Source organism: Agromyces agglutinans, assembly GCF_009647605.1.
In the GTDB taxonomy this organism is placed as follows: domain Bacteria; phylum Actinomycetota; class Actinomycetes; order Actinomycetales; family Microbacteriaceae; genus Agromyces; species Agromyces agglutinans.
Genome location: NZ_WJIF01000001.1, coordinates 657,588 through 668,548, shown reverse-complemented (window position 1 = coordinate 668,548; position 10,961 = coordinate 657,588). Strand labels below are relative to the sequence as shown.

Below are 10,961 nucleotides of genomic sequence, written 5' to 3'. Positions count from 1 at the left end.
CGCGGCGGTGCCCGAGGCGCTCGCGCTGCCGGTGATGGTCACGGGCATCGGAGCGCCGGTCGCACCGGCAACGCCTGCCGCGCCTGCCGCGCCCGCTGCGCCCGCGGCGCCGAGCGCGAGTTCCGCGCCGGGCGCGCCCTGCTGGAGCCAGGCCGCGTACGAGGTCGCGCCCGCCGTTCCCGCGACGAGGGGGAGCAGCACGAGCGCCAGGCGCGAGCCGACCTCGCGGGCCTCGGCGGCGACGATCGTGCACTTGGGGCAGCCGTCGAGGTGCGCGTCGACCTTGGCGGTGTCGCGGGTGCCGAGCTTGTTGCGCGTGTACGAGCCGAGGCGGTCGATCGCCCACCGGCACTCGGGGTCCTCCGCGCCGCGCAGGTGCGCCGTGATCCACGCCTGCCGCAGGCCCTCGCGGGCGCGATACGCGAGCGCCGCGGTGCTGTTGGCACTCATGCCCACGAGCGGCGCGACCTGGGCGGGCGTCATCTGCTCGACCTCGGTGTACCAGAGCACCTCCTGCCACCGGGTCGGCAGCGAGCGGAACGCCTGGGTCGTCAGGCTCTTGTCGAGCGCCTCGATGGTCGCCGACTCGCTCGTGTGCTCGGCCTCGAACGACTCGAGGGTGTCGAGCGTCGTCTCGCGGTTGCGCCGGCCCCACGACGCGGCCGTGTTTCGGATGGTCGTGAACAGGTACGGCCGGAACGCGCCCGTCGGCCCACCGCCGCGCCGGATCGAATCGAAGATCCGGGTGTAGGACTCGGCGACGAGGTCGTCGGGGTCGAGCGTGCTGAAGGATCGGGCCACGGTTCGCCCGGCGCCGGCGTGGCGCCGCCAGAGCTCTCCGTACGCATCGGAGTCACCGGACCGGGTGCGGTTGACGAGGTCCGCGTCGGACAGGTCGGAGACGGCGCGCATCGGGGATTCTCCAGGGCGGGTCAGGTGGTGTCGGGCGGCACGGGATGGGCAGGGCGGGGTGGGCGGAGCGGAAGCGGTGGCCCATCGGAGCAGACGACCGCCTCCGAAGATCATGACGCGAAAGTCGGGGATTCGCTCATCTCGGGGCGAAGTTCGTCATTCGGGGGACATGACGCCGCCCTGCCGAGGGGGTATGTTCATGGAGGAGCTTTCCAGTGTTCCACCCCGCCGCGCGGGGGATCCGAGGCGTCGACGAAGACGTCGGCGGCCCCGTCGAGAACTCGCGCGGCGGCATTCGCAACCGGCGACACCGCACCCTTCGGGGCGGTGTCGTCGCGTGCGCGCATCCGGTCGGGCTCGAGGGTCGCTGCGCTGCCACGCTGCTGCCCCGCGCTGGCACTTCCGCTATCTTGCGTCACAAGATAGTGTCTCCGCATGGTGACCGATCCGACCGCGCAGCTGCGCCGCGGCGTGGCCGAGCAGTGCGTGCTCGGCCTGCTGCGCGAGCGTGCCCGATACGGATGGGAGCTGGCCGAGACGCTCGGCGAGCACGGCCTGGTGGCGAGCATCGGGACGCTCTACCCGCTGCTCGCGCGGCTCCGCTCCCGCGGCCTCGTGGAGGCGTTCGAGCGCGAGTCCGAAACCGGTCCGACCCGCAAGTACTACCGACTGACGGATGCCGGTCGCCGTGAGCTCGCCGCGTTCCGCGGGCAGTGGGCCGAGTTCAGCCGCACCGTCGACGACCTGCTCGGAAGGGAACCCGAATGACCGACCACGCCCGCCCCCGGCCCCAGGTGGTCCGCGGCTACCTCCGCGAGCTCGACGACGCGCTCGCGGGCGTGCCCGATGCGCTCCGGCGCGACGTGCTCGACGGGGTCGCGGGCGATCTCGACGGGCTCGACCCCGCGGCCGCCGCGGCGCGCATCGAGCAGCTCGGCGATCCGGCGCACATCGCGGCAGAGACGCGGGCCGGGCTCGAGGCGCGCGTGGCATCCGAACGCCCGACGCGGGTCGAGCCGGCCGCGCCCGAGCCGGCCGCGTCCGCGGCGACCGACGCCGGGTCGGCGGTGGTCAGCCGCGGCTGGTTCGTCGTCATCACGGCGCTGCTCGTCGCGTTCGGCGGATTCATCGTGCCGCTCGTCGGCTGGATCGTCGGCCTCGTGCTGATGTGGATGTCGGCCGCCTGGCGCCGCTGGGAGAAGTGGACGGCGACGCTCGTGCCGGTGGGCCTGGTCGCGGTCGTCGCGATGTTCCAGGCGATCGGGTCGTGGATCGACCAGGCGAACCAGGCCGCAGTCGACCCCGGGTTCAGTGCCCCGGTGATGCCGTGGTCGTTCCAACTCTGGACGAGCCTGGCCACGCTGCCGTTCGTCATGGTCGCGGTCGGCATCTGGCTGCTCGTGCGAGGCCTGCGCTCGCGTTGAAGCGGTGGAGCCCGACGGCGCGGTCTACGCCCCGACGCGCTTCGCGCGATACGACCGGATGCGTCGAACGGCCAGCTGCACCGAGATCGCGAGCAGGAACACCGAGAACCCGACGTTCGACCAGAACGGCGTGATGGCGTGCGAGGTGAGCACTCCGAGGGGCGACGCCGCGCACGCGGCGAGGCCGACGATGGCGCCGATGCGCAGGTCGACGTTGCGCCGGCGCAGGTTGCCGAAGGTCGCCGAGATCGAGCCGGGCACCATCATGAGCAGCGACGTGCCCTTGGCGACGAGGTCGCTCGCCCCGAACACGAACATGAGCGCCGGCGTCGTGATGATGCCGCCGCCGACGCCGAACAGCCCCGAGAGGATGCCGGTGACCACGCCGGTTGCAATGAGCGCGAGGCCCGCGGCGAGGTCGAGTTCGATGGTGTCGTCGCGCTGCGGCACGACGATCCAGAGGCTCACGACGACCACACCGAGGAAGCCGAGAAACGCCCAGAACAGCGGTTCGCGGGGCAGTCGGGCGAGCAGCCACGTACCGACCTGCGCCCCGACGACGATGCCGACGGCGAGGAGCAGCCCGGCGATCCAGTCGACGTCTCCCGAGAGGGAGTAGCCGATCGAGCCGACGATCGCCGAGGGCAGGATGGCCGCGACCGACGTGCCCGCGGCGACGCGCTGGTCGACACCGAGCAGCAGCAGGAGCGGCACGACCACGGTGCCGCCGCCGACGCCGAACAGGCCCGAGAGGTATCCGGCCGCGAGGCCGATGCCCACGAGCGCCAGCCAGTGGGCGCGGGGGTGCCGCCGTGCGGCGGTGGGATCGGTATGAGTCATGAAGCGTGTTCCGTGCGGAAGGAGGGACTCGAACCCTCACGCCCGAAGGCACAGGAACCTAAATCCTGCGTGTCTACCGGTTTCACCACTCCCGCGGGTGCCGCTTCAGTCTAGGCGCGAGCGTTCGAGGAGGAGCGCGCCGTGGAGCGCGAGCGTGGGCGCTCGAGCACGAGCGCAGCGGCGAGCAACACGACGCCCACGAGGGCGATCGGCAGGTCGAGGAAGAGCTGCATGACGAGGAAGGGCGGCACGAACGCGAGCACCGCCGCGGCGGCGACGGCGAGCGCGCCCGGACGTCGTCGTCCCTCGGGGATCGCGACCGAGACCTGCTCGAAGCGCCGCAGCGGCAGCGAGACGGCCCACACGATCGCGAGCACCACGACGAAGACCAGCGGGCGGCTCCACCACCAGCCCGCACTCGCCGGTTCGGGCGCCGCACCCGGGATCAGCAGCGTGAGCCCGGCGACCGCCACGATGACCGGCAGGTGCCACAGGTAGATCGTCATCGTGCGGCTGCCGACCGCGAAGACGGCGGCCTGCGCGGCCCGCCGCTGCATGAGGGCGCGCAGGAGCGGCGCCAGCAGGGTCAACAGGGCCACCTGGGCGATACCCAGCAGCGCGAGCGGCACCGTCGGCGGGTTCAGGTTGACGAGCATGTCGGGGGAGTACCAGCCCGCGTCGACGCCGAACCGGACGAGCAGGTACGCGACAGCCGCGAGGGCGACGAGCTGCGGCGCCGTGCGTCGGCGGAACCACCCGTCGGCATACCAGAAGCCCAGCTGCTGGGCGAAGCCCCAGACGAAGACGAGGTTCACGAGCCCGAGTTCGTCGATGCCGGTGGCGATGCGGGCCGCATCGACGGCGACCGCGCCGGCGGCCAACCCGCCGAGGGCGAGCCACTTCGCGCGGGCGTGGGCCCGAACGGCGACGGGCACGAGGCACTGCACCAGCAGGTACGCGGCGAAGAACCAGAGCGGCGAACCCGCCCCGGTCGCGATGGTGTCGACGAGTGCCGGGTCGACGCCGGCGAGGGTCGCGCCGCCGAGCACGGCGGCGAAGAGCACGAAGACAGGCAGGGCGGGCGCGGCCAGCCGCATCGTGCGGGCGCGCACGAAGTCCCACGCGTCGCCGCCGTGCCGCTGGAGGCTCCGCCACGAGGTGAGCGCCGTGAAGCCGCCGAGCGCGAAGAACAGCGGCATGATCTGCCCGAACCAGGTCGCCGCGGCGAACCACGGCTGCGCCTCGAGCGGTCGCGAGACGACGACGGCACCGGATGCATCGAGCCCGACGCCGATCATCAGCACGTGGATCACGACGACGAGGAGCACGCAGCACACCCGAGCGAGGTCGACGACGAGGTCGCGCCGGGCGAGCTTCGCGGCTGCTGCTGCCGCGTCGGGGCAGGCGCTGCCGGCGCTGCGGCTGGGCTGGGTCATGCTGCTCCAGGGGAGGGGCCGGAGCCGTGGCATCCGGTGGGGTAGGGCGCCACGAGTGTACCTCCGCAGCCCGCGGCATCCGTCGCCCGCGATGCGGTGACGGATGCCGCGGGCCGCGCGCGGAGGCGGTTCAGTCGGCGTCGCGGCCGTGCCCGAACAGCATGCGCGCGAGCACGAGCATCATGACCGCGAGCCCGCCGAGCAATGGCAGCAGCGCCCACCACCAGCCGGCGGTGAAGCCGACGATCGGCACGGCGATGAGGGCGACGATCCAGATGACGACGGTGTAGATGCCGAAGCGCGCGGCGACGGCCGGGTCCTCCTCGAACCGGTTCGCGGGGGTCGTCGCCTGCTGGTGGCGCAGCACCCACGGCTTGTGCCGGTTGGTCTGGGTGGCGCCGAGGTAGCTGAGTACGGCGATGGCCGCGATGCCGGCGAGCGCGGGCACGGTGAGCCAGGCGGGGTCGAGTCGCAGGAACACGACGGGGGCGGCGGTGAGGGCGGCGAGCAGCACGCCGGTCGCGGCGCCGAACGTCCACGCGCGAGTGGCGGGCATCGGATGGTTCGTCGTGGTCTCCTGGCGCAGCGCGTCGCCGGTCACGACGCCGAGCAGCGCACCGAACAGCACGGCGAGGGCGATGAGCACCCACGTCTCGAGGCCGAGCAGCGGCGTGAGGCCGATGAGCATGGTGGCGAGCGCCGCCAGCGCGGCGATCGAGAGCAGCACGGTGCGCACCACGAAGGCGGGCTTCGGGCGCACGCGGTGGCGGGCGACCGCGATGTGGGCGGGTTCGGCGACCGTCGTGCGGTTCGGGTTCGGGTTCGGCGAGGCGGATGCCGCGTGGCCCGAGGCATCCGCATCGTCGAGGATCTCGCCCACGTCGCCGAGTTCGTCGAACGCGCGACGCGCCGCGACGGCCGGCGATACGCCAGCCTGCTCGAGCTCGGCCGACCGCGAGAGCAGGCTGTCGCGCAGCTCCTCCTTCAGGTCCTGCAGGTCGGGCGTGAGGGTGCGGCCGGCGAACGCCTCGTCGAGGAGCCGGTGGATGTCGCCGCCGCGGCGGGCGGGCTGGTCGGTGGTCATCGCTTGGAGCCTTTCGTGCTGCCGGGCTCGGTGCCCAGGAGGGAGTCGATGATGCCGCGGGTCGTGACCCAGGCGGCGACGTTCTGCGTGAACGCGGAACGGCCCGCATCGGTGATGCGGTAGTACTTGCGGCGGCCGCCCTGGGACTCGTCGCCCCAGTACGCCTCGGCGAGGCCGTCGCGAACGAGGCGGCGGTAGCTCGCGTAGAGCGTCGCCTCCTTGATCTCGGATGCCCCGCCGGTGGCCTCGCGGATCAGCTTGTGGATCTCGAAACCGTAGCTGTCGTGCCGGCGCAGCACGCCGAGCACGATCGTGTCGGTGTGGCCGCGGAGGAGGTCGGCGGCGAAGGCGGCGCCGGGGGAGCCGTCGTCGGGTGAGCCTGCGCCGGGTAAACCTGCGCCAGGCGAGCCGCCGGTGGACGCGGCATCCATGTTGTGGATCATGAGAAGTACTGTAACAGATCAAGTACTAGATGTGAAGCGGTCGGTGATCGATGTCGCTCGCCGCCTGTGGAGAGATTCGGGACCCGCCGACCGGCCGTCAGCAAGATTGGGACATGTCCGATCCCGTGCGCAGCATCGCCGAGCGGGTCCGCACGCGCGTGCTGCGCGAGGGCGTCGATCTCGGCCGTGACGAGTCGCTGGCGACGCGATACGCCCGCGAAGAGGTGCGCCGCTACAACGAACTCGCGCTCGGCGGCGCCCACGACGGCCTGCACGACGAGCTCGGCACCGAGCGCGACGTCGTCGCCGAACTCACCGGCTACGGCCCGCTGCAGCCCTTCTTCGACGACCCCGGCATCGAGGAGATCTGGATCAACGGGCCGACCCGGGTGTTCATCGCGCGCAACGGCGTCGCCCAGCTCACGACCGTCGTGCTCGGCGATCAGGAGATTCGAGAGCTGGTCGAGCGGATGCTGCAGCATTCGGGTCGCCGCGTCGACCTCAGCTCGCCCTTCGTGGATGCCTCGCTGCCCGACGGATCCCGGCTCCACGTGGTGATCCCCGACGTCACGAGATCGCACTGGTCGGTGAACATCCGCCGGTTCCAGCGACGCATCCGCACCCTGCCGCAGCTCGTCGAGCTCGGGGCGCTTTCGCGGGAGGCGTCCGAATTCCTGCGCATGGGCGTGCTCGCGGGGGCGAACGTGCTCGTCTCGGGCGGCACGCACACCGGCAAGACGACGATGCTGAACGCCCTCATGTCGAACGCCCGCACCGGCGAGCGGGTCGTCACGGTCGAGGAGACGTTCGAGCTCGACCTCGACGTGCGCGACCTCGTGCAGATGCAGTGCCGGCAGCCGAGCCTCGAGGGCACCGGCGAGATCACGCTGCGGCGCCTGATCAAGGAGTCCCTGCGCATGCGGCCCGACCGGCTGCTCGTCGGCGAGGTTCGCGAGGCCGAGAGCCTCGACCTGCTGATCGCGCTGAACTCGGGCCTTCCCGGCATGTGCACCATCCACGCGAACTCGGCGCACGACGCTCTCGTCAAGCTGTGCACCCTGCCGCTGCTGGCCGGTCGCAACATCGACGCCGGGTTCGTCGTTCCGACCGTCGCGAGCTGCATCGACCTCGTCGTGCACCTGTCGATCGACCGCCAGGGCGTGCGACGGGTCGACGAGATCCTCGTGACGACGGGCCGCGTGACCGACGGCGCGGTCGAGGCCGAACCGGTGTTCGTGCGTCGCGACGGCGTGCTGGCCGCGACCGACGCGAGGCCGCGGCGGCTCGAGAAGCTGCGCGCAGCCGGATTCGACCCAGAGATCGTGCTCGCCGCATGAGCCTCGCCCTCGGCGCGACCCTCGGGCTCGGCCTCCTGCTCGCGCTCTCGCCGCTGCTCTGGCCGGCGCGCGCCGCGACGCCGTCCCGCGGCGGCTCGAGGCAGGTCGTCCGCGACGAACTGCGTCTCGCGGGCCTCGGCTCGGTTCCTGTCCCGGCGATCCTGGCCGTCATGGTCGTGCTGGCGCTCGTCGCCGCGGCGGTGGCCCAGGCCGTCTTCGGGCTGCTCGTGCTCACCGGCGTCGCCGGGGCACTCGGACTCGGCGCCGTGCCCGCCGCCGTTCATTCGCGAGCGGTGCGTCGCCGGGCGGGCAACCGGGCGGCCTGGCCCGAGGTCGTCGACCACCTCGTCGCCGCGGTGCGCTCGGGCATGTCCCTGCCCGACGCGATCGGCGCCCTCGGCACGCTCGGCCCGGCCGCCACGCGCGAGCCGTTCGCCGCCTTCGACGCCGACTACCGTCGCACGGGCGCGTTCGGGCCGGCACTCGACCGGCTGAAGGACCGACTCGCCGACCCCGTGGCCGATCGCATCCTCGAGACCCTGCGCATGGCGAGGGAGGTGGGCGGCAGCGAGGTGACCCACGTGCTGCGCAGCCTCTCGGGGTACCTGCGCGAAGACGCGGCGCTGCGCGCCGAGGTGCGCTCGCGCCAGTCGTGGATCCGCAACGCCGCGCGGCTCGGCGTCGCCGCGCCATGGCTGCTGCTCCTGCTGCTCGCGACGAAGCCCGAGACGATCGGCGCCTACGACACGCCCGTCGGCACGGCGTTGCTGCTCGTCGGACTCGCCGTCACGGTCGTCGCGTACCGCTCGATGATCGCGCTCGGCCGCATCCCCGAGGAGCGGCGGTGGTTCACGTGAGCGACCTCGCAGCGCTCGCGGTCGTCGCGGGTGCCATGCTCGGCCTCGGCCTCTGGCTCGTGGTTGCGGCCACGCCGCGCATCGGCCGCCCGCGCCTCATGGAGCGGGTCGCCCCCTACATCGCCGACATCTCGGAGCAGGCACGCGAGTCGCTCGAACGCAAGGCCTCCGACCCGTCGCCGGTGCTCGGCCTCCTCGTGCTGCCGTCCGCGCGCCGCGCGCGCGACCTCGCATGGCAGGTGCTCGGAGGCAACGAGGTGATCGCCCGCCGCCTGCGGCAGGCCGGCTCGCCGAAGACCGTCGAGCGCTGGCGCGGCGAGCAGCTCGCCTGGGCCGCCGCCGCGTTCGCGGTGGCATCCGTGCTCGCCTGGCTCTCGCCGTCGTTCCAGACGATGCCGATGATCGTGCGGCTGAGTGCGCCGGTGCTCGCCGCCGCGCTCGGTGCGCTGGCCTGCGACTGGATGCTGCAGCGCGCGGCGCGCCGTCGCCTCGCGCGGATCTCGGCGGAGCTGCCGACCGTGCTCGAGATGCTGACACTCAGCCTGACCGCGGGTGAGGGCATCCTCGATGCGATCCGGCGGCTCGGGCGCGGCTCGGGCGAACTGCCGGGCGAGTTCGCGCGGGTGGCCGCCGCGGTGGGCACGGGCGTGCCGCTCTCGTCGGCGCTGGCCGAACTCCGCGACGGACTCGCCCATCCCGCCCTGTCGCGCGCACTCGACCAGGTGCTCGGCGCGCTCGAACGCGGCGCGCCCCTGGCGTCCGTGCTCGGCGCGCAGGCCGGCGATGCGCGTGAAGAGGCCAAGCGCACGATCATCGAGCTCGCCGGTCGCAAGGAGATCGCGATGCTCGTGCCCCTCATCTTCCTGATCCTGCCGGTGACGGTCGCGTTCGCGCTCTTCCCCGGCTACCTCGTGCTGCAGACGGGTTTCTGATGCCCCGACTGCGATTTCGACCGGTACTCCGACCTATCGAAGGGAATCCACATGTCACGACCGAACCTCCTGACGCACCTGCTCGGCCGGCCCGTCCTCCGCGATCGTCTGCGCGACGAACGCGGCGACGTACCCGGTTGGGTGCTGATCACGCTCATGACGGCGGGCCTCGTCATCCTGATCTGGGGCCTCGCCGGCGACGCGCTCGCGGGCGTGTTCGAGAGCGCGATGAATCGCGTCATCGACTTCTGAGCGGTTTCGTCCGCTTCGCCCGCTTCGCCCGCTTCGCCCGACTCGCCCGCTTCGCCCGACTCGCTGACGAGCGCGGCTCCGCCGTCGCCGAGTTCTCGCTCGTGGTCGTACTGCTGATGGCGCTGCTGCTGGCCGTGCTGCAATTGGCGCTCGCCCTGCACGTGCGGAACACGCTGCTCGACGCCGCCGCCGAGGGGGCCAGGTACGCCTCGCTCGCCGGCGCGAGCGAGGCCGACGGCGTGCAGCGGACCCGCGACCTCATCGACGCGGCGCTCGCGTCGTCGTTCGCGCAGGATGTCTCGGCGACGAGGACCTCGGTCGGCGACGTGCCGGTCGTGGCGATGACCGTGCGTGCGACGCTGCCGGTGCTCGGCCTGCTCGGACCGGAACAGGCGCTGGAGGTGACGGGCCATGCCGCCGTCGAGACGCTGGACTGATCGTGTCGACCGGCTCCGCGTCGTCCGGATCAGCGTCGACCGGATCAGCGTCGACCGGATCAGCGTCGACCGGCTCGGCGCGGGCGGCGGCGATGAACGGGGTTCGGCTTCGCTCGAGTTCCTGACCGTCGGCATCCTGCTCCTCGTGCCCCTCGTCTACCTCGTGATGGCGATCGCGGCCATTCAGGGCGGCGCGCTCGCCGTCGAGGGAGCCGCGCGCCATGCCGCGCGAGTGGCGGTGCTGAGCGAAGACGCTCGAGACGTGCGCTCGGCCGTGGAGCGCTCGGTGCGGATCTCGCTCGCCGACTACGGGATCGCGCCGGAGGCGACGTCGGTCGAACTGACCTGTGAACCCGCCGGTGGATGCTCCGAACCGGGCGCGCGAGTTCGGGTCGAAGTCGATGCGACGGTGGTGCTGCCCCTGTTCCCGAGCTTCCTCGGCCTCGACCGGTTCGGCAGTGTGCAGGTCTCGGGCACGGCGACCCAGACCGTATCGCGGTTCGCGGGGGTCGGCCCGTGATCAGCGGATGGGTTCGCGAGGGCGCTCGCCGCGTGCGGCATCGACTCAACGTCGACACGGGCTCGACGCTCCCGCTCGTCGTCTTCCTCAGCGTCCTCGCGATCGTGCTCATCATCGTCGTCACCGCGTCGACCTCGCTCTACCTCGATCGCAAGCGCCTGTTCACCCTCGCCGACGGCGCCGCGCTCGCCGGCTCCGAGGCGTGGTCGCTCGACTCGATCCGCGTCGACGGCGACGCGGTCGCGTTCGAGCTCGACGACGAGGCCGTGCGGCAGTCGGTCGCCGAGTACCTGGCCGACGCCGAGACGGGCCTCGAGGGCGTCGAGCTGGTCGCAGCCGCGAGCGGTGACGGCCGGAGCGCGACCGTCACGTTACGAGCGACCTGGCGGGTGCCGATCGCGAACGACCTCCTGCCCATCGCGGTGCCGATCGAGGTGACCTCGACGGCACGATCGGTGTTCCACTGAGCGTCCGGCCGAGGTGCCGG

The 10,961-nt window shown here is 72.4% G+C and carries 14 protein-coding genes and 1 tRNA gene; 9 read left to right on the top strand and 6 right to left on the bottom strand.

What is annotated here, in order from left to right:
• A partial coding sequence (locus GE115_RS03170; protein WP_172979656.1) for a sigma-70 family RNA polymerase sigma factor occupies positions 1 to 912 on the bottom strand: 912 nt, incomplete at its 3' end.
• Between the two features lie 435 nt (positions 913 to 1,347).
• Here GE115_RS03170 and GE115_RS03165 point away from each other — a divergent pair.
• Both GE115_RS03165 and GE115_RS03160 read left to right on the top strand, forming a co-directional pair.
• Positions 1,348 to 1,680 (top strand): PadR family transcriptional regulator, encoded by a 333-nt coding sequence (locus tag GE115_RS03165; RefSeq protein ID WP_153683276.1) that lies wholly within the window; start codon positions 1,348 to 1,350, stop codon positions 1,678 to 1,680.
• Positions 1,677 to 2,336, top strand: a complete 660-nt coding sequence (locus tag GE115_RS03160) for an HAAS signaling domain-containing protein (protein WP_153683275.1) — start codon at positions 1,677 to 1,679, stop codon at positions 2,334 to 2,336. The genes GE115_RS03165 and GE115_RS03160 overlap by 4 nt, the downstream gene beginning before the upstream one ends.
• A gap of 24 nt (positions 2,337 to 2,360) precedes the next feature.
• On the opposite strand, the gene GE115_RS03155 is transcribed toward GE115_RS03160, so the two are convergent.
• From GE115_RS03155 to GE115_RS03135, 5 genes are all read right to left on the bottom strand, one after another.
• Entirely contained in the window at positions 2,361 to 3,176 is an 816-nt protein-coding gene (locus tag GE115_RS03155; protein ID WP_153683274.1) for a sulfite exporter TauE/SafE family protein, read from the bottom strand.
• 13 nt (positions 3,177 to 3,189) lie between these two features.
• Positions 3,190 to 3,271: transfer RNA gene (locus GE115_RS03150), tRNA-Leu, on the bottom strand.
• 15 nt (positions 3,272 to 3,286) lie between these two features.
• Complete coding sequence (locus tag GE115_RS03145) at positions 3,287 to 4,612, bottom strand: acyltransferase family protein (RefSeq protein ID WP_153683273.1); 1,326 nt, start codon at positions 4,610 to 4,612, stop codon at positions 3,287 to 3,289.
• A gap of 130 nt (positions 4,613 to 4,742) precedes the next feature.
• Positions 4,743 to 5,696, bottom strand: a complete 954-nt coding sequence (locus tag GE115_RS03140) for a permease prefix domain 1-containing protein (RefSeq protein WP_153683272.1) — start codon at positions 5,694 to 5,696, stop codon at positions 4,743 to 4,745.
• The gene (locus GE115_RS03135) at positions 5,693 to 6,139 is read right to left on the bottom strand and encodes a PadR family transcriptional regulator (protein WP_246190470.1); all 447 of its coding nucleotides are present in this window, start codon (positions 6,137 to 6,139) and stop codon (positions 5,693 to 5,695) included. The genes GE115_RS03140 and GE115_RS03135 overlap by 4 nt, the downstream gene beginning before the upstream one ends.
• 113 nt (positions 6,140 to 6,252) lie before the next feature.
• On the opposite strand from GE115_RS03135, the gene GE115_RS03130 reads away from it, so the two are divergent.
• The 7 genes from GE115_RS03130 to GE115_RS03100 are packed head-to-tail and all read left to right on the top strand — an operon-like array spanning position 6,253 to position 10,941.
• Entirely contained in the window at positions 6,253 to 7,476 is a 1,224-nt protein-coding gene (locus tag GE115_RS03130) for a TadA family conjugal transfer-associated ATPase (protein ID WP_153683271.1), read from the top strand.
• The gene (locus GE115_RS03125; protein WP_153683270.1) at positions 7,473 to 8,333 is read left to right on the top strand and encodes a type II secretion system F family protein; all 861 of its coding nucleotides are present in this window, start codon (positions 7,473 to 7,475) and stop codon (positions 8,331 to 8,333) included. Before GE115_RS03130 ends, GE115_RS03125 begins: the two co-directional genes overlap by 4 nt.
• On the top strand, positions 8,330 to 9,265 hold the full coding sequence (locus GE115_RS03120) for a type II secretion system F family protein (RefSeq protein WP_312854848.1): 936 nt from the start codon (positions 8,330 to 8,332) through the stop codon (positions 9,263 to 9,265). Before GE115_RS03125 ends, GE115_RS03120 begins: the two co-directional genes overlap by 4 nt.
• Before the next feature lie 51 nt (positions 9,266 to 9,316).
• A complete protein-coding gene (locus tag GE115_RS03115) occupies positions 9,317 to 9,517 on the top strand; it encodes a hypothetical protein (RefSeq protein WP_153683269.1) in 201 nt (66 codons plus the stop codon).
• Entirely contained in the window at positions 9,514 to 9,954 is a 441-nt protein-coding gene (locus GE115_RS03110; RefSeq protein ID WP_281350785.1) for a TadE/TadG family type IV pilus assembly protein, read from the top strand. The genes GE115_RS03115 and GE115_RS03110 overlap by 4 nt, the downstream gene beginning before the upstream one ends.
• Positions 9,929 to 10,474 (top strand): hypothetical protein, encoded by a 546-nt coding sequence (locus GE115_RS03105; protein WP_246190469.1) that lies wholly within the window; start codon positions 9,929 to 9,931, stop codon positions 10,472 to 10,474. The genes GE115_RS03110 and GE115_RS03105 overlap by 26 nt, the downstream gene beginning before the upstream one ends.
• Positions 10,471 to 10,941: a pilus assembly protein TadG-related protein gene (locus GE115_RS03100; RefSeq protein WP_312854847.1), complete on the top strand. Its 471-nt coding sequence runs from the start codon at positions 10,471 to 10,473 to the stop codon at positions 10,939 to 10,941. The genes GE115_RS03105 and GE115_RS03100 overlap by 4 nt, the downstream gene beginning before the upstream one ends.
• The last annotated feature ends 20 nt before the right edge of the window (positions 10,942 to 10,961 follow it).

Excerpts from the sequence above, each read along its gene's own strand:
- GE115_RS03135 (WP_246190470.1), bottom strand. The coding sequence starts at position 6,139 with ATGATCCACAACATGGATGCCGCGTCCACCGGCGGCTCGCCTGGCGCA.
- GE115_RS03130 (WP_153683271.1), top strand. The coding sequence starts at position 6,253 with ATGTCCGATCCCGTGCGCAGCATCGCCGAGCGGGTCCGCACGCGCGTG.
- GE115_RS03145 (WP_153683273.1), bottom strand. The coding sequence starts at position 4,612 with ATGACCCAGCCCAGCCGCAGCGCCGGCAGCGCCTGCCCCGACGCGGCA.
- GE115_RS03115 (WP_153683269.1), top strand. The coding sequence starts at position 9,317 with ATGTCACGACCGAACCTCCTGACGCACCTGCTCGGCCGGCCCGTCCTC.
- GE115_RS03160 (WP_153683275.1), top strand. The coding sequence starts at position 1,677 with ATGACCGACCACGCCCGCCCCCGGCCCCAGGTGGTCCGCGGCTACCTC.
- GE115_RS03140 (WP_153683272.1), bottom strand. The coding sequence starts at position 5,696 with ATGACCACCGACCAGCCCGCCCGCCGCGGCGGCGACATCCACCGGCTC.
- GE115_RS03125 (WP_153683270.1), top strand. The coding sequence starts at position 7,473 with ATGAGCCTCGCCCTCGGCGCGACCCTCGGGCTCGGCCTCCTGCTCGCG.
- GE115_RS03105 (WP_246190469.1), top strand. The coding sequence starts at position 9,929 with ATGCCGCCGTCGAGACGCTGGACTGATCGTGTCGACCGGCTCCGCGTC.
- GE115_RS03155 (WP_153683274.1), bottom strand. The coding sequence starts at position 3,176 with ATGACTCATACCGATCCCACCGCCGCACGGCGGCACCCCCGCGCCCAC.
- GE115_RS03165 (WP_153683276.1), top strand. The coding sequence starts at position 1,348 with ATGGTGACCGATCCGACCGCGCAGCTGCGCCGCGGCGTGGCCGAGCAG.